The sequence below is a fragment of the Salana multivorans genome (assembly GCF_003751805.1).
GTDB lineage: Bacteria > Actinomycetota > Actinomycetes > Actinomycetales > Beutenbergiaceae > Salana > Salana multivorans.
The window spans coordinates 356,159-372,699 of the sequence record NZ_RKHQ01000002.1; the positions used below are offsets into that span (position 1 = coordinate 356,159).

15 protein-coding genes and 1 tRNA gene are annotated in these 16,541 nt (G+C 70.9%); 10 read left to right on the plus strand and 6 right to left on the minus strand.

The window, feature by feature from the left end:
- Positions 1–536: 536 nt before the first annotated feature.
- The 3 genes from EDD28_RS13860 (at position 537) to EDD28_RS13870 (ending at position 3,013) form a co-directional block, all read left to right on the plus strand.
- A complete protein-coding gene (locus tag EDD28_RS13860) occupies positions 537–1,499 on the plus strand; it encodes a hypothetical protein (protein WP_148059630.1) in 963 nt (320 codons plus the stop codon).
- 192 nt (positions 1,500–1,691) lie between these two features.
- Positions 1,692–2,132, plus strand: a complete 441-nt coding sequence (locus EDD28_RS13865) for a peptidase inhibitor family I36 protein (protein ID WP_281272592.1) — start codon at positions 1,692–1,694, stop codon at positions 2,130–2,132.
- An 8-nt stretch (positions 2,133–2,140) separates the two neighbouring features.
- Entirely contained in the window at positions 2,141–3,013 is an 873-nt protein-coding gene (locus EDD28_RS13870) for a hypothetical protein (RefSeq protein WP_123740369.1), read from the plus strand.
- A 296-nt stretch (positions 3,014–3,309) separates the two neighbouring features.
- Here the strand turns inward: EDD28_RS13870 and EDD28_RS13875 are convergent, their stop codons facing one another.
- From EDD28_RS13875 to EDD28_RS13890, 3 genes are all read right to left on the minus strand, one after another.
- Complete coding sequence (locus EDD28_RS13875; RefSeq protein WP_148059631.1) at positions 3,310–4,485, minus strand: hypothetical protein; 1,176 nt, start codon at positions 4,483–4,485, stop codon at positions 3,310–3,312.
- A 153-nt stretch (positions 4,486–4,638) separates the two neighbouring features.
- The gene (locus EDD28_RS13880) at positions 4,639–5,805 is read right to left on the minus strand and encodes an AAA family ATPase (protein ID WP_123740371.1); all 1,167 of its coding nucleotides are present in this window, start codon (positions 5,803–5,805) and stop codon (positions 4,639–4,641) included.
- Positions 5,806–6,301: 496 nt separating this feature from the next.
- On the minus strand, positions 6,302–6,661 hold the full coding sequence (locus EDD28_RS13890; protein WP_123740373.1) for a hypothetical protein: 360 nt from the start codon (positions 6,659–6,661) through the stop codon (positions 6,302–6,304).
- A 196-nt stretch (positions 6,662–6,857) separates the two neighbouring features.
- On the opposite strand from EDD28_RS13890, the gene EDD28_RS13895 reads away from it, so the two are divergent.
- The gene (locus EDD28_RS13895) at positions 6,858–7,523 is read left to right on the plus strand and encodes a site-specific DNA-methyltransferase (protein WP_123740374.1); all 666 of its coding nucleotides are present in this window, start codon (positions 6,858–6,860) and stop codon (positions 7,521–7,523) included.
- Between the two features lie 271 nt (positions 7,524–7,794).
- Here the strand turns inward: EDD28_RS13895 and EDD28_RS13900 are convergent.
- A tRNA-Leu gene (locus EDD28_RS13900) sits at positions 7,795–7,879 on the minus strand.
- A gap of 211 nt (positions 7,880–8,090) precedes the next feature.
- On the opposite strand from EDD28_RS13900, the gene EDD28_RS13905 reads away from it, so the two are divergent.
- Both EDD28_RS13905 and EDD28_RS13910 read left to right on the plus strand, forming a co-directional pair.
- The gene (locus tag EDD28_RS13905; protein WP_123740375.1) at positions 8,091–10,238 is read left to right on the plus strand and encodes a M3 family metallopeptidase; all 2,148 of its coding nucleotides are present in this window, start codon (positions 8,091–8,093) and stop codon (positions 10,236–10,238) included.
- Positions 10,239–10,330: 92 nt separating this feature from the next.
- Positions 10,331–11,671, plus strand: coding sequence for a M20/M25/M40 family metallo-hydrolase (locus EDD28_RS13910; RefSeq protein ID WP_123740376.1), 1,341 nt, complete (start codon positions 10,331–10,333; stop codon positions 11,669–11,671).
- Positions 11,672–11,729: 58 nt separating this feature from the next.
- Here EDD28_RS13910 and EDD28_RS13915 read toward each other — a convergent pair whose 3' ends face one another.
- Positions 11,730–11,945: a DUF5703 family protein gene (locus tag EDD28_RS13915; RefSeq protein ID WP_123740377.1), complete on the minus strand. Its 216-nt coding sequence runs from the start codon at positions 11,943–11,945 to the stop codon at positions 11,730–11,732.
- 87 nt (positions 11,946–12,032) lie between these two features.
- Here EDD28_RS13915 and EDD28_RS13920 point away from each other — a divergent pair, with 87 nt between their 5' ends.
- On the plus strand, positions 12,033–12,305 hold the full coding sequence (locus tag EDD28_RS13920) for a DNA primase (protein ID WP_123740378.1): 273 nt from the start codon (positions 12,033–12,035) through the stop codon (positions 12,303–12,305).
- A gap of 18 nt (positions 12,306–12,323) precedes the next feature.
- Here the strand turns inward: EDD28_RS13920 and EDD28_RS13925 are convergent, their stop codons facing one another.
- Positions 12,324–13,295: an aldo/keto reductase gene (locus EDD28_RS13925; protein WP_123740379.1), complete on the minus strand. Its 972-nt coding sequence runs from the start codon at positions 13,293–13,295 to the stop codon at positions 12,324–12,326.
- Between the two features lie 52 nt (positions 13,296–13,347).
- Here EDD28_RS13925 and EDD28_RS13930 point away from each other — a divergent pair, with 52 nt between their 5' ends.
- The 3 genes from EDD28_RS13930 (at position 13,348) to EDD28_RS13940 (ending at position 16,507) form a co-directional block, all read left to right on the plus strand.
- Positions 13,348–14,223, plus strand: a complete 876-nt coding sequence (locus EDD28_RS13930) for an undecaprenyl-diphosphate phosphatase (RefSeq protein WP_123740380.1) — start codon at positions 13,348–13,350, stop codon at positions 14,221–14,223.
- Positions 14,224–14,277: 54 nt separating this feature from the next.
- Positions 14,278–15,567: a cysteine--1-D-myo-inosityl 2-amino-2-deoxy-alpha-D-glucopyranoside ligase gene (gene mshC, locus EDD28_RS13935; protein WP_123740381.1), complete on the plus strand. Its 1,290-nt coding sequence runs from the start codon at positions 14,278–14,280 to the stop codon at positions 15,565–15,567.
- Positions 15,568–15,661: 94 nt separating this feature from the next.
- Positions 15,662–16,507, plus strand: coding sequence for a PAC2 family protein (locus tag EDD28_RS13940; protein ID WP_245968088.1), 846 nt, complete (start codon positions 15,662–15,664; stop codon positions 16,505–16,507).
- Positions 16,508–16,541: the final 34 nt, after the last annotated feature.

Sequence of the window (16,541 nt, forward strand, 5' to 3'; positions counted from 1 at the left end):
GTCGACCGTAGTCGAACCGCCTCACCGGGCGTCAAGGGGCTTTCCGGTGTGAGTCGACCGGGGCGGGAAAAGCTAAGGGCCTGGAATCCTGTGGGATTCCGGGCTCCGAACGCGACCCGGCAACCCACGAATCGGCATCTCTTGAACGACAGCTCTCCGGCGGCGAACGCTGCATCGCTGAAGATCATGGTGCCTGCGGCGAAGTGCGAGGAGTGGAACGGACACCGCAACCCAGATGATGACGTCCACGACGACGCCTCGCTCGCCTGATGCTCTGTCCGTCGCGACGGCGACAACGTGGCAACGCGGCGATGTGCTCCGCAGTGCGGTTCGGTCGCTGACTATCCCTGCGCCCTTGCTCGACTTCGCGGGCCGGAGAAGGAGGCATCCGGAAGAACGGCAGGATCGAGTAAAGACTCGTGTCACACAAGACCGCCACAAGCTGCTCTCGTGATTCCCTCCTGATCCGGGCCCGCGCGCTGCTACCGTGCCGACCAGTATCTCCGGAACCGGGCTGAGACGCGAAGGAGCGCATCGTGAGACGACGCACACCGTTGGTCCTGATCTGCGCGGCGCTTCTCGCGGCCTGCTCCTCCGGGCCGAGCGTCGAGCTGGGCGAGGGTTCGATGGAGCGCCTGGACTCCTCGCCGTTGTCGGAGTTCTACACCTCGGTCTACGGCGAGGTGACCCTGACTCAGGACGAGGAGGCCGTCCAGCAGCGCTCCCGGCAGCTGCGCGAGGCCGATCTCACGGCCGAGTGCATGGCCGCTCAGGGCTTCTCCGATTACGTCCCCTGGTTCCCCGGCATGGGTCTGACCGCCACCACTCCAGAGGAGGACCCGTCACTTGATCCGCTGGAACGAGCCACGCAGTGGGGATACGGGGTCTTCACCAGTACCGCTCCCATCGTTGAGAATCCCGACGCCTACATCGATCCCAACCAGGCGGTCATGCAGCAGATGTCGGATGCCGAACGGTCCGCTTTCTGGCGTGCACTGGTCGAGGGTGATGGCAGTGGCCCCGGCGCGAATGGGCGGCTCGATCAGGCCGATGGATGCGTACCCTGGGCCAGCGAAGAGGTCAACGAGATCGACCCTCGGTGGGAGCGTGGCGCCAGCGCCTTCTCCGACCCCCGGTTCGCCGAACTGGACAGAGCGATCCAGGACATTTCCACGACGGTTGCGGAGTCGACGGCTCTGGCGGACGCGAACCGGGCATGGTCGGACTGCATGGGCCAAGACGGCTACGACTACGCCTCCCCGGAGGCTGCCGAAGCACACTTCACGATCCTCGGCGGCGAGATCGAGTCCCGGACCAGCGACGAGGCGAAGGCAGTTGCCGCCGACGAGATCGCCACCGCCGTGTCTGACCAGCAGTGCCGCTCGGACACCAACTACGACGAGACGGTCCAACAGATCACATGGAACGCGGAGCAGCAGATCCTGGATCTCTACGCCGACGATATCACCGCCCTGCTCGGCGCCATTCAGGCGAACTAGCACACGAGCCGCGGTCCTGCCAGTTCTGCCGCCCCTCATGCAGGTGGCCCACGTCCGAAATCACCACCAGTTTCCAGCATCTGCCTAGACTCACGGATCATTCAGGAGGCAGATCCATGTGGCGACTGGTACGTTTCCCGGACCCCGGGTACATCCGAGTGCCTCGGGACACTCGACGAGGAGTTGATGATGATGGGAACCAAGACGCGCAGGGTCATTGCGCAGGCCGCTGCAGCGGCGCTGCTTGTGGGCGGTGGGGTCGTTCTCGCTAGCCCCGCACAGGCGGCCAGCTCCCACTGCAGCGTGGGGTACTTCTGCATCTGGCGAGACAAGGACTTCCAGACCGACGGTGTGGGCACGAGCCTCAAGTCGATCTACTACTCGCTGGCCAACTACGCGGGCTCCTACTATTCGGGGACCAGCTTCAGTGCGAACGACAGCGCGAGCTCGTTCTGGAACCGGAGCGGGACCAGCCAGTCCGTGTACATCTACAAGTACGCGGACGCCGGCGGCGTCTCCTTCAAGGTTCCGGCTGGTTCGGGTCGCAACAACCTCGCGACTTCGCTCGACCCCGCCCTGTGGAACGACACGATCTCGTCGGCCTACTTCCAGGCCTACGACCCGCACCACTGAGCGCCCGAATGCGGATCAGCCAGGACGCACTGCGCGTTGCGGCGGGGCTCGCTCTGGTCGCCGGCGTGGTGGGGTGTGCCTCTGCGGTGCACCCCACCTACGTTCCTCCAGAGCCCGACGAGGACCAGTTCTTCCTCCCGCTCGACGAGTTCAAGGTTCCCGACTACGCGGTCAACTACGCCCGCGACCTCATCACACGCGACTGCTTGATGGAGCAGGAGATCGACTACCCGGTGGTGGAGATCAACATCGATGCCCGGGGTCCAGAGACCGCTAACGCCGTCGCCCGTGGCATCTTCAACGCCGAGCTGGCCGCCAAGTACGGCTACCACGCCGCTCCCACGGATCGGTTCGACCGAGGCCTCGCGATCCAGGTGATCACGGAGGCCGAAGCGGTCGTAGCACAGCACCCAGAGTCAGTCGCACAGTGTCAGGACGCGAGTCGGAGAGAAGTTCCCTTCGACGGCACCCCGACGGCAGAGGAGCTTGCCTTCTACATCGACGTCGACCGCGACGAGGAGATCCTGGCCACGATCGAGAGCTGGCGTTTGTGCATGCTCGCGACTATCCCCGCCGAGTCCGTCGCCGCCTCGCCCAACGAGATGCCCGTCTCGCAGGATGCCGTGCGATTCGGGATCCGCGAGCTAAACCTCACCCAGCAGCCCCCGGACGTCACCCCAGAGGAGCTCACGCTGGCGATCGTGGACGCCCACTGCAGAGAGACCTCCGGCTACGCCGCCACCTATTACGCCGCTACCTGGGACCTCCACCTCGAGCTGATCGAAGAGCATTTGGACCAGCTCGTCTCCGAGAGGGACACAGCGCGGCGCCAGGAGCAGGCGGCCCGCGACATCCTTGCCGGTCGTTCCAGTGACACCTAATGGTTGGCTTCGGTGTATGAGTCTGGAGCACCATCACACGGCAGCGCCCCACGGGGTGAAGGTCTACGAGAACTCCGGCGAGTTCAAAGTCGAGCGGCCCGGTCGCCAGTCGGGGGGCATGGGGTAGAGGGCGACCTGTCTGGGTGGGACGTGGCGAACGGGTTCCTGCTCGCCGATCCCTCCTCGTCGATGGGGCGGAGCTCGTCGACGAAGATCGCGAGCGCGCGGCCCTCGGGTCGCAGCGCGGTGGCGACGTCCTGGACCATCTCCTCGAGGTCGGGGGAGTCGGCTCGGCTCTAGGAGTGGATCAGCTTGGTCACCCAGCTTAGGAACCGGTCGAGCAGGTCCGCCTCCCTGAAGGCTGGTGTCGAGGCATGGTGGGGTGCGGCCACAATGCTCCCTTGCGGGATGAGTGGGCTGGATGGCGCGGCGCTGGGGGTGGGACTCGGTTGCGGGGGCGCGGGTTCCGCCTCCTCGAGGGGTCGGTCAACACCTAGCGCTTGCGCAGCGGTGGTGGGTGCCTGCGTGTCCTCCGGGCTCGTCGCGGAGGGCACCGTCTCGCTTTCGCTGGGGCGGCGTTCGCGTCCGGCCGGGGGATCGATCTCTGTCTCGACCTCGGCGGGTTGAGCCTGGCGCGACGCAACTGCCACGAGCCGGGCCCGGGCGGCGGACGAACGGGCCTCGCGCAGCACTTCGACATCACTCGCGAGAGCCCACCCCGAGTAGGGGAAGCCGGTCTCCGTTGGGAACCACTTCCGCGCGCCGGACAACACCTCCCGGAGAAACTCTTTCGCGTCGTAGCTCTGGGCGCTCTCCAACTCCATCCGTTCGGGTTTGAGCTTCAGGACGGTTGCGCCGACGTACAGGAACGCTTGCCCCGAGAAGCCCGGCTCCCACGGGCGCGCCGGCTTGCGGCTTCCGGCGGCCAGCACCCGGATGCGGGCCGCCGGTCCCTCGAACAGCGCCGGGGGGACTTTCGTGCCGGTGGCGCTCTCGGTGAGCAACCAGAGCACGTCGGCTCCCGCAGCTCGTCGCGCCTCCGTTCGCCGCACGAACGTGGTCGGCCAGCGCTGCACCTCGATCGCCAACGGTGTTGCCGCCTCCACCCAGACGTCCGCCCGCGAGGCTGCGTGCTCCGGGACTGCGGTGTACCCGAGGCTGCGGCAGATGCCGAGGATGCGGTTCTGGATCCATCTGTGCTCCTGCGACATCGGCCCGCCGCCGCGCCCGTACCCGAAGGCGTGTACACAGTCCTCTGGCTTCCCCTTGTTGCGGAGGAACCGGGTTCCGTTCCCGTTCTGAACCGAATCCAGCGGAAATCGGCACTCTTCGACGGGGCAGATCAGCTGCCCACCAGAGGCTCGGATGATCTCCCAGTCCTCGGGGTCGTAGACCCACAGTGGGCGAGGAAGCCGCACGCTGCGCAGGTGCGCGTGCTCTTTCTTGGCTTTTCCTTGGTGGTCGTGTCTCATGTCGACACCCTGGCATCGACCACTGACACAATGCCCGAGCCCGCCTGAGCGCCCTCACCTTGGGCCAATTCGGACCAGCCCGATGCAAGATCGGGGTAGGAGGGTCGAGCGCGCCGAGGTGGTGTTCGCCTAGAGGTGCGCGACCGGCGTTGCCTAGCGCTGGCGTGCGATGAAGGCGGACATCCCTGGCACGGTGAACTCGATCTGTCCGTGGGCGGGTGCGTAGACCAGTCCCTTCCCGATCAGTGACGCTCGAGCGGGGCCGAGGCTTGCCGGCTTCTTGCCGAGGCGTCGGGCGATCTCGGCGGTTCGCGATCCGGCGTCGCCGTCCTCCGCCATGGCGGCGAGGAACCGGCGCTCGGCCGGCGTTGCTCGGTCCCACCGGGAGGGGTAGAAGCCTTGGTCGAGGCGGTCCTGTCCGATCCTGATCGCGGCTTCGGCGTCCGCGGTGGTGAAGGTCCGTTCGGGGGCGAGGTCCCAGATGGCCTTGCCGTACTCCTGGAGGAAGTAGGGGTAGCCCTGGGTGGCGTCGGTGAGGAGAGCCAGTGCCTCTGGCGCGTACTGGGCTCCCATCCGCTCGGCGGGGACCTTCAGTGCGTTGGCGGCGGCGGGTGGTGAGAGGGGGCCGATGTGCCGGTACTCGAAGAGTCTCTCGGCGTAGGAGCGGACGTCGCTGAGGACGGCGGGCAGGTTCGGGAGTCCGGCGCCGATGACGTAGAAGGGCCAGCCTTCCTGTCCGGCGCGGTGCTGAACGGTGATGAGGGCGCTCAGGAGCTCCTTGTCGAGGTCTTGGAGTTCGTCGACGAAGATCGCTAGGGCGCGGCCTTCGGGGCGCAGCGCGGTTGCGACGTCCTGGACCATCTCCTCGAGGTTGAGGGCGAGATCGGGGGAGTCGGCTCGGCCTGGAGCGAGGGTGAGCCCGAACGAGACGCCGGGCACGCCGAGGGAGGTGGTGAACGAGCCGATGCTGGACAGGGCGTCGGCGATGCGCTTGGCGGTGCTCCTGGTCTTGTATTCCCGTGCTGCTTGGACGAGCGCCCGGCCGAGCTTTTTGCGTACGGCGTCGTTCCCGGTGGTGCTTCCGCCTGCCTCGACGTGGACGGCGAGCCACTCGTGTTTGTGTGCGAGGCTTCGCAGTTCGTTGAGGAGGACGGTCTTCCCGACTCCGCGTAGGCCGGAGAGGATGATGCCGCGGTTGGTCAGGCGGTTTCCCGTGCGAGCGATGACTGTGTCGAAGGCTTCCAGCTCTGGCTCGCGCCCGGTCATCTCGGGTGGTCGTAGTCCTGAGCCGGGCTGGTAGGGGTTGAGGCGGGGCTCCATCTAGCAGATTCTAGTGGTGTCTTGTGATTTCGCTAGATGACTGTAGAAGGTTGTAGATCCTCCGCCTGCCTCCGGTCGCTCATCCACACACGTCGCTCGGCTAAGGCTGCCGTCCGTCACTCAGTGTCCTCCGCACACTTCTGCGTCAGAGGCACCCACGTCGGGGCAGGAGAGGACATCATGACCACGAGCACCGCGATCCGCCGCCTGGTCTGGGGCGAGCCCGAGACCAGCCTCGTCGGGCGGGGCACCGGGATGGAGCGCAGGGCCTGAGCAACGACCTGCTCGAGGCAGTGGCGGCGTACCGGTCGGCGCTGCCGGGGTTGCAGGTGCGCGGCCTGGTGTCGGTGCGTAGCGTCGGACGGGTCAGGATCGGGAACCGTGACCGGTGGGACGGGGTGCTGTTCGCGCCGGCGCCGCAGGGTCTGGCGGCTGCGGTGTCGTGGTTGGCGCAGGCGGAGCGGCCCGAGGCCAGTCGCTTCAGGCTGGCGCGGTGCTACGAGGCGTCGACAGTGCTCGGGTAGCAGGCGGTGTCCGAGGGCCCGTCGTGTGTCTCAGGCTCGGTCTCGTTCAGGGCTGGACCGGGCCTGCCGAGGCGTGCCTCGATGAGCTCCGTGACGCGCCTCTCGATCTGTTCGATCTGCTCACGCTGGTAGGCGTTCCACCTCTTGTTCACGTAGTACCCGGCACCGACCACGGTGAGTGCACCGAGCGCGCCCAGCGCGCCTTCGAGCCGAAGACGCGGGGCGGCCTTTGCCACCGCGTCTGCCCTCTCGTCCCGGAGGTAGGCGGCGACTCCGCCCGCCCGGGCCGCGTCGGTCGTGATCTCCTGGTAGGCGCCCAAGTTGCCGGTCATCAGTGGCCTCCCTCGTCTCGACGACGTTCCAGGCGGGCTACCGGCGAACCAGGCCCGACGTACACCGATCGTCGGACCAGCTGGTCAGCCTCGGAGACCGGGAGCGGTCCAGGGGCGCATCCGCTCGGCCTGGCCGGGTGTGAGGTGGCGCTCTCGTTACGACCTGCTTCACCCCGGCACCGGGCGCCCCGTCAAGATGCACCGCAACGGGTGGCGGTTCGCGCCCGAGACCATGGACCGCGTGCTCGCCGAGGGCCGAATCCTCTTCGGGGTCGATGAGAACGTCACCGCGACGTACAAGCGCTTCTTGGCGGAGTCCGCGATGTCGGCCGTGAAGCCGGTCATCGCCCAGGACCGCGCGAGCGCGACCCGCCGTCTTGACGACCTGCTGGGGGAGAGGCGGTTCGCCAGTCCCAAGGACGAGTACGTGCTGGGGGACTGGATGGACATGGCCGCCGGCCACGACCCCAACGCCGTCGTGCTGGACTTCTTCGGCGGCTCCAGCTCGACCCTGCACGCCGTGGCCAACCTCAACCTGGCTGACGCAGGCTCACGGCGCTGCATCCTCGTGACCAACAACGAGGTCTCACCCCAGCGCGCCGGCGAGCTCACCGGTCAGGGCCTCAGCGCGGGCGACCCCGAGTGGGAGGAGTGGGGAGTGTTCACCCGGGTCACCGAGCCACGCCTGGACGCCCTCACGTCCGGCCGCCGGCCGGACGGCACCATGCACTCCGGTGGGGTGGTGCCGCTGAACGCAGTGTCCTACGACCTGGTGACGAACATCACCGGGACGCTCGACCAGTGGCAAGCCCTGGGCGCCGGTCAGCGCGAGGAACCGCTGGGGCTGCGTCCCGCCGCATAGTGCTCAGCCGGCGTGGCGGAGGCTGAACCCCACCTGGTCCTCGATCGAGCGCACCCGCAGCAGCTCGCGCAGCCCTTCGACGGGGGGCGACGATCCAGTGCCCCAACCGCAACCCGGGGACGTCGGCGGGGTGGTTCCCCACGCGGTCCCCCATTTTGGTCGCCGCCGAACGATGTCCGATGCCAGACTTGGGGCCGGAAGGAGGATGTGTGGGCGCAACTTTCCCGCACCAGATCAACGATCCTGGCGCATACAGTTGCACCCTGTGTTGTGTCCAGAGGGGGACTTGAACCCCCACGCCCTATACGGGCACTAGCACCTCAAGCTAGCGCGTCTGCCAATTCCGCCACCTGGACAGGTGGTCTGTCTGACCCGTTTCCGCGTCAGGCAGCGGGGAAGACACTAGCACGCGGATGACGGTGTCGACCAATCGGCTCCGGGGTGCGGGCGGAGCCGGTTCTCGCGGGTCGGCCCACCGGTGCCCGCCCGGTCGACCTGCCCGCGAGTCGGGGCGCGAGAACCGGCGGGAGGGCGCCAGCCGGAGGTGCGGGGAGGCAAGATGGAGTCATGGCCCTGGACCACACGAATCCCTTCGCCGCGCCGTCCACGCTGGACTACCAGCTCCCGCCGCTCGCGCAGATCCGCACCGAGCACTTCCTCCCCGCGATCACGGACGGCCTCGAGCAGCAGCGCGCCGAGTGGGAGGCCGTCGCGACGAGCCCCGAGCCGGCGACGTTCGCCAACACGGTCGAGGCCATCGAGCGCTCCGGCGAGCTGCTGCGTCGCGTCCTGCCGACCTTCTGGATCTACACCTCCTCCCTCGGTGGGTCCGACCTCGACGCCCTCGACGAGCAGGTGACGCCGCTCCTCACCGAGCACCGCGACGCGTTCCTCCTCGACCCCCGGCTCCTCGCGCGCTACGACGCGATCGCCGACGCCGACGCCGACGCCGCCGAGAACGCCGGCACCACCCGCCTCACGGCCGAGCAGTCCCACGTCCTCGGACTCCTGCGCTCCGAGGCGCGCCGCGCCGGCGTCGGGCTGGACGAGGCCGGAACGGCGCACCTGCGCGAGCTGAACGCGCGGATCTCGGCGCTGGAGACCGCGTTCGGCCAGCGCGTCGTCGCGGGCATGGCGGCGGCAGCGGTGCCCGTCACCGACGAGGCCGAGCTGGCGGGCATCTCCGACGGCGACCGCGCGTCGTTCCGGCGCAGCGCGCAGGACCGCGGCGCGGTCGAGCGGGGTGTCGACCACCTCATCACGATGATCCTGCCGACCTCCCAGCCGGTGATCGCCGACGCGGAGAGCCCGGTGCTGCGCTCGCGGGTCCAGGAGGCCTCGGTCACGCGCGGCGGCGGCCACGACCCCGAGTCGGACACCCGCGGCCTCATCGTCGACCTCGTCCGCGCCAGGGCCGAGCGCGCGGAGCTGCTCGGCTTCCCGCACCACGCGGCGTACGTCGCGGCGGGTGGCACGGCCGGCACGACGGACGCCGTCATGGACATGCTGACCGGCGTCGTGCCAGCGGCGACGCGCAACGCCAGGGCCGAGCTCGCGGAGCTCCAGGACCTCGCCGCCCGCACCTCTCCCGAGGAACGCCCCCTCGTCACCGCCGCTGACTGGCCCTTCTACGCCCGCCGCGTGCGCCAGGAGCGCTACGACATCGACCTCGCGGAGCTGCGGCCCTACTTCGAGCTGGACCGGGTCGTCGTCGACGGCGTCCTGTGGACCGCGACCCAGCTCTACGGCCTCACGTTCCGCGAGCGGACGGACCTGCCCGTCTACGCCGACGGCATGCGCGTCTGGGAGGTGTTCGACGGCGAGCCCGGCGTGGCCGTCGACGCCCCGGACCCGGCCGACGCGCCGGACGGCACCGGGATGGGCCTGTTCATGCTCGACCCGTACGCCCGCGAGGGCAAGCGGGGCGGCGCGTGGATGACCGGCTTCGTCGACCAGAGCCACCTCCTGGGCACGCGCCCGGTCGTGACGAACACGCTCAACGTCCCGCGGCCTCCGGCGGGGGAGCCGACGCTGCTCACCTGGGACGAGGTGAACACGCTCTTCCACGAGTTCGGCCACGCGCTGCACGGGCTGCTCTCCGACGTCACCTACCCGTCGTGGTCGGGCACCGAGGTGCCGCGCGACTTCGTCGAGTACCCATCGCAGGTCAACGAGATGTGGATGACCCACCCCGTCGTGATCGAGCGCTACGCCCGCCACCACGAGACCGGCGAGCCGCTGGACCCCGCGATCGTCGAGCGCCTGCGCGAGGCCGACCGGTACGGCGAGGGGTTCGCGACGACGGAGTACCTCGCCGCCGCTCTCCTCGACCAGGTCTGGCACCAGGTGTCGTTCGCGGACGCGCCGACCGGCGCCGAGGAGGTCCTGGCGTTCGAGACGGCGGCGCTGCTGGACCTCGGCCTCGACATTCCGCAGGTCCCGCCGCGCTACCGCTCGACGTACTTCAACCACACGTTCGGCGGGGGCTACGATGCCGGGTACTACTCCTACTTCTGGAGCGAGGTGCTCGACGCGGACACCCAGGCCTGGTTCGAGGAGGGCGAGAACGGCGGGCTCGACCCGGCGCGCGGGCGCCGGTTCCGCGACGTGCTGCTCTCGCGCGGCCACAGCGGCGACCCGCTCGGCTTCTACCGCGAGCTGCGCGGCCGGGACGCCGACGTCGCGCCGCTGCTGGCGCGCCGCGGGCTGCTGTAGCGCCCGCCGGCGCCACCGGCCCGACCCGACCCGACGAGAACGACCCACCACTCCGACCCCTGACCAGTCCGAGCCCGAGGGAGAGGGACCCCATGACGACGACCAGCGACGAGTCCGCGGCGCCGAGCCGCGCCGAGGCGGAGGCCGTGCGCATCTGCCGCGAGCTCATCCGGATCGACTCCTCCAACTACGGGGACAACGCGACCGGGCCGAAGGAGCGCGCCGCCGCCGAGTACGTCGCGACCGAGCTGAGCAACGCCGGCTACGACCCGGTGCTCGTCGAGTCCGACACGGGTCGCGCCAACGTCTTCGTCCGGGTGCCGGGGGCCGACCCGACGCGTCCGGCGCTCGTCGTCCACGGTCACACGGACGTCGTGCCGGCCGAGGCCAGCGACTGGAAGATGGACCCGTTCGGCGGCGAGGAGATGGACGGCCTCATCTGGGGCCGCGGTGCCGTCGACATGAAGGACATGGACGCGATGATGCTCGCGGTCCTCGGCGACTTCGCCCGGACGGGGCGGCAGCCCTCCCGGGACCTGTGCGTCGCGTTCTTCGCCGACGAGGAGGCGGGTGGGCGCTACGGCGCGCACTGGGCCGTCGACCACCACCCCGAGTGGTTCGAGGGGGCGACCGAGGCGCTGAGCGAGGTCGGCGGCTTCTCCGTCGACATCGACGGTCGTCGCGCGTACCTGCTCCAGACCGCCGAGAAGGGGCTCGCGTGGCTGCGTCTCGTCGCGGACGGCGTCGCCCAGCACGGCTCGCAGGTGAGCGTCGACAACGCCGTGGTCTCGCTCGCCCAGGCGGTCGCGCGGATCGGTGCGCACTCCTGGCGGCGGGATCTCACCCCGACGGTGCGCGGCCTGCTCGACGGGGTCGCCGACCTCACCGGCCTGCGCTGGCACGAGGACGACCCGGCGTCGGTCGACGCGCTGGTGGCCGCCCTCGGCACGACCAGCAAGTTCGTCGGCGCCACGCTCTCGACGACGGCCAACCCCACCCAGCTCGACGCGGGCTACAAGGCGAACGTCGTGCCGGGGCAGGCGAGCGCCGTCGTCGACGTGCGCTACCTGCCCGGTCGCCGGGACGAGACGATGGCGACGCTGCGCGAGCTCGCCGGCCCGGCGGTGCGGATCGAGCCGGTGACGGAGGACATCGGGCTCGAGGTGCCCTTCGCCGGGGACCTCGTCGACGCGATGATCGCGGCGCTCGACGCCGAGGACCCCGGCGCGACCGTGCTGCCGTACATGCTGTCCGGGGGGACCGACAACAAGGCGCTGTCCCGGCTCGGCATCACCGGCTACGGGTTCGCGCCGCTGCGACTGCCCCCGGAGCTGGACTTCGCCGGGATGTTCCACGGCGTCGACGAGCGCGTCCCGGTCGACGCCGTCCGGTTCGGCACCCGCGTGCTCGACCGGCTCCTCACGACCGCGTGAACCGAGCCTCGGGCCGGCCCCCGAGCCTCGAGGCACCGCAGGGCCGGCCCGCGGCCCGCTAGAGGGTCGAGGCGACCTTCTGGACGCGGCGGCGCAGCCAGACCCGGCGCGTGCCGCCCACGTAGAGCATCGTGCGCGCGAGCTCCCAGTGGTGGTACTCCGCCTCGGCCGTCAGGAGGGCTCGCAGGTCCGACCGGGACGTCGCCCGGTCGATCGTGAGGACGCGGAACTCGTACGCCGGCGCCGCTCGTCGCTGCTTGTCCTTCGGGGTCACGCCACCTCCTGGGCCGCTGGTCGCGCCGCCCGCGGCGGGCGGCAATCACCGTGCCATTCTGCCCTGGCTGCCGGTACGGTGGTGGGCATGGCTACCGACCCGCGCGCCGCGCTCGACCGACTCATCGCCGCGTTCGAGGTGCACCTGGAGGCAGCCCGTGTCGCGTCCGACCCGGACGCCGCCGCCGTGCTCGACGCCGCGGCAACTCTCGCCGACGCCTTCGACACCTACGACGACGCGCTCTACACCGCGTACGGCGTCGACACCCCGTTCGACGTCTACGACGAGGACGACGACGATGACGACGACCTCGAGGACGACGAGGACGACCTCGACTTCGAGGACGACGACGAGGACTGAGCCCTCGAGGAGCGAGCCTCAGCGCCGCTCGGGGTACCCGAGCGCGGGAGCCGTCACCTCGTCCAGCACCTGCGTGATCGGCTCGGGCAGCTCGAGGTCGAGCGAGTCGAGCAGCTCCGCGAGCTGCGCCGGCGTCCGCGGCCCGATCAGCGACGTGTCGACGCGCCCGCGCGTCCACGCCAGCGCGACCTGGGCCGGTGACCGGCCGAGCCCCTGAGCCGCCGTCGCCACGGCCTCGACCACGCGCGACGCGGCGTCGGTGAGGTAGGGCTCGACGAAGCTGCGCAGGTGCGCTGACGCCGCGCGCGAGTCCGCGGGACGCGCGCGCCGGTACTTGCCCGTGAGGACGCCGCGGCCCAGCGGCGACCACGCCATCGTGCCGAGCCCGAGCGCCGCCGCGGCCGGCAGGAGCTCCCGCTCGGCCCCGCGCTGGAGGAGCGAGTGCTCCATCTGGACCGCCGTGAGGCCGGTGCCGGCGCCACCGCCCGCTGCGGCGAGCGTCGCGGTCCGCGCGGCCGCCCAGCCCGGGTAGTTCGAGACGCCGACGTAGCGCACCCGGCCCGATCGCACCGCGACGTCGAGCGCGGAGAGGGTCTCCTCGACGGGGACGTCGGGGTCGAAGACCTGGACCAGCCAGAGGTCGAGGTGGTCGGTGCCGAGCCGTCGCAGCGACGCGTCGAGCGTGCCGAGCAGCGAGCCGCGCCCGGCGTCGACGCCGGGGCCGGGGGCGCCGTCGACCCGGACACCGGCCTTCGAGCAGAGCACGACCTCCTCGCGCGCGACGTGCTCTCCGAGGAGCCGGCCGATCGTCGTCTCGGACGCCCCGGCGGCGTACGACGCGGCGGTGTCGAGGAGGAACCCGCCGGCGTCGAGGTAGGCGGTGAGGAGGTCGCGGGCCTCGTGGACGTCGGTGTCGCGTCCCCACGTGAGGGTGCCGAGGCCGAGGGGCGGCACGTGCAGGCCGCTGGCCCCCAGACGTCGAGACTCCATGCCCGCAAGGCTACGCGGACGCCGCGGCGGCGTCCGCGTGTACCGTGACCGGGTGAGTTGGTGGGAAGCGATCGTCCTCGGCCTGGTGCAGGGTCTCACCGAGTTCCTGCCCATCTCATCGAGCGCACACCTGCGCATCGTCGGAGCCCTCATGCTCGACGGCGCCGACGTCGGCGCCACCTTCACGGCCGTCACCCAGATCGGGACCGAGCTCGCCGTCCTCGTGTACTTCCGGCACACGATCGTCCAGGTGATCCGGCGCTGGTTCGCCACGCTGCCGCAGCTGCGCGAGGGCGGGCGCTGGCACAACCCGTTCGCGCTCGCCGACCCCGACGCGCGGATGGGCTGGCTCATCATCGTCGGCTCGCTCCCGATCGCCGTGCTCGGCGTGCTGTTCCAGGACGCGATCGAGGGCGCGCTGCGCAACCTCTGGTTCACCGTGTTCACGCTCGCGTTCTTCGCCGTGCTGCTGTGGCTCGCCGACCGGTACGGGCGCCGAGCGAAGGACCTGCGCCGCCTCGACGGCCGCGACGGCGTCCTGTACGGACTTGCGCAGGCGATGGCCCTCATCCCGGGCGTGTCCCGGTCGGGCGGCACCATCACGGCTGGTCTCGCGATGGGCTACACCCGCGAGGCCGCGGCGCGCTACTCGTTCCTGCTGGCCATCCCGGCCGTGCTCGCCTCGGGTCTCTACCAGCTCGCCAAGGCGCTCGGCGGCCACCAGGACACCGCCCTGCCGATCAGCGGCGGTGCGACGCTCCTCGCCACCGTGACCGCGTTCGTCGTGGGGTTCGGCGTCATCGTCTGGTTCCTGCGCTGGGTCTCCACCCGCAGCTTCCTGCCGTTCGTCGTCTACCGGCTCGCGCTCGCGCTCCTCATCGCCGGCCTCCTGGTCGGCGGCACGCTGAGCCCCACCGCCGGCGCCTGACCGCGGTTGCGGAACGGCACCGTGCTCCGCCGTCGCCTGGCGTAATCTCGACGGGTGCTTTCCTGGTCTTCACCATCACGCCCGACCCTGCCGGCTCCCGGCCACCCCCGCACCATCGAGGTCCGCGACAGCGCGAGCGGTGAGCTCCGCGCGGTCGGCGACGAGAACCGCGGTGCCCTGTACGTCTGCGGCATCACGCCCTACGACGCCACGCACCTCGGCCACGCCGCGACGTACGTCGCGTTCGACCTCCTGGTGCGCGCCTGGCTCGACGCCGGCATCCCCGTCGCGTACGCGCAGAACGTCACCGACGTCGACGACCCGCTCCTCGAGCGCGCCGCCGAGCTGGGGGAGGACTGGCGCCACCTCGCCGAGCGCGAGACCGACCTGTTCCGCTCGGACATGACGGCGCTGCGCGTCGTGCCGCCGACGTCGTACGTCGGGGCCGTCGAGACCATCCCGGACGTGGCCCGCATCGTCGAGCGGCTCCTCGCCGAGGGGCGCGCCTACCGCGTCGGGCCCGACGCCGACGGCCGGGGGGACGGCGACGTCTACGCCGACCTGTCGACGGACCCGCGGATCGGGACGGACACCGCCGACCTCGACCGCGAGGCCAACCTCGTCCGGTTCGCCGAGATGGGCGGCGACCCCGACCGGCTCGGCAAGCGCGACGCCCTCGACCCGCTCCTGTGGCGGGTCGAGCGCGAGCACGACGGCGTCGGTCAGCAGGAGCCGTCGTGGGACGGCGGCGAGCTCGGCCGCGGGCGCCCCGGCTGGCACATCGAGTGCGCCGTGATCGCCGCGCGCGAGCTCGGTGCCCCGATCGACGTCCAGGGTGGCGGCGCCGACCTGCGCTACCCCCACCACGCGATGTCCGCGAGCCACCTGCGCGCGATCTCGGGCGTCCACCGTCCCGTCGGCGCCCACGTCCACGCCGGTCTCGTCGGCTACGACGGGCACAAGATGAGCAAGTCGCGGGGCAACCTCGTGCTCGTCTCCCGGCTCCGCGAGGAGGGCGTCGACCCGATGGCCGTCCGGCTCGCCCTGCTCGGGCACCACTACGCGACGCCCTGGGAGTACACGGACGCCGACCTCGCGGCGGCGACCGACCGCCTGGCCCGCTGGCGCGCGGCCGTCGCCCAGCCCGCCGGCCCGGACGCCGCCGACGTGCTCGACGGGGTGCGCGCTGCCCTCGCCGCGGACCTCGACGCGCCGCGCGCGCTCGCCGTCGTCGACGCGTGGGCCGAGCGAGCGCTCGCCGGCGAGCCGACCGACGAGCTCGACGCGGCGGCGCCGGCGCTCGTGCGCGACGTGGTGGACGCGCTCCTCGGCGTCGAGCTGTAGGCGTCGCGCCGGTCCCGGCTGCCGCCGGCCCGTCACCCGGCTCACGAGGCTCCGGGTCCGCCCGCGCGACCGGCGAGCCTCGTAGGCTGGGGTGGTGAGCACGAAGAAGCCCCTGGTGATCGCCGCCTTCGAGGGATGGAACGACGCCGGCGACGCCGCGAGCGACGCCGTCGCGCTCATCGCCTCGACGTGGGGCGCGACGCCGGTGGCGAGCCTCGACCCGGAGCTCTACTACGACTTCCAGGTCAACCGCCCGATCCTCGACCGGGTCGGTGACGGGACGACGCTCACCTGGCCGGCGACGCGCATCTCGGTCGCGACCTCGCCGGTGACGGGACGCCAGCTCCTGCTGGTCCAGGGCGTCGAGCCGTCGATGCGCTGGCGGCACTACTGCGCGGAGATCCTCGCCGCGACGGCGCCGTGGGAGCCCGAGCTCGTCGTTGGCGTCGGCGCGCTGCTCGCCGACGTCCCGCACACCCGCCCGATCCCGGTGCAGTCGACGTCGGAGCAGGCGGCCGTGCGGGAGCAGTACGGCGTCGAGCAGAGCGAGTACACGGGCCCGGTCGGCATCCTCTCGGTGCTCGCCCAGGCCGCGGCCGACCGCGGCATCGGCGGCATGTCCGTCTGGGCCGCCGTGCCGCACTACGTCGCGCAGCCGCCGTCGCCCAAGGCGACCCTCGCGCTCGTCTCCGCGCTCGAGCAGGTGCTCGGGGAGCCGCTGCCCGTCGCCGACCTGGTGGACGAGTCGCGGGCCTGGCAGCGCGGCGTCGACGAGCTGGCCGGGGAGGACCCGGAGATATCGGAGTACGTGCGCCAGCTCGAGGAGGCCAAGGACACCGTCGAGCTGCCCGAGGCCAGCGGCGAGGCGATCGCGGCCGAGTTCGAGCGCTACCTGCGGCGGCGCGACCCGGGCGAGGGACGCGACGCGGGTCCACGCTGACTCGGGTCGGGTGGAGCCGGTGGGGGAGAATCGT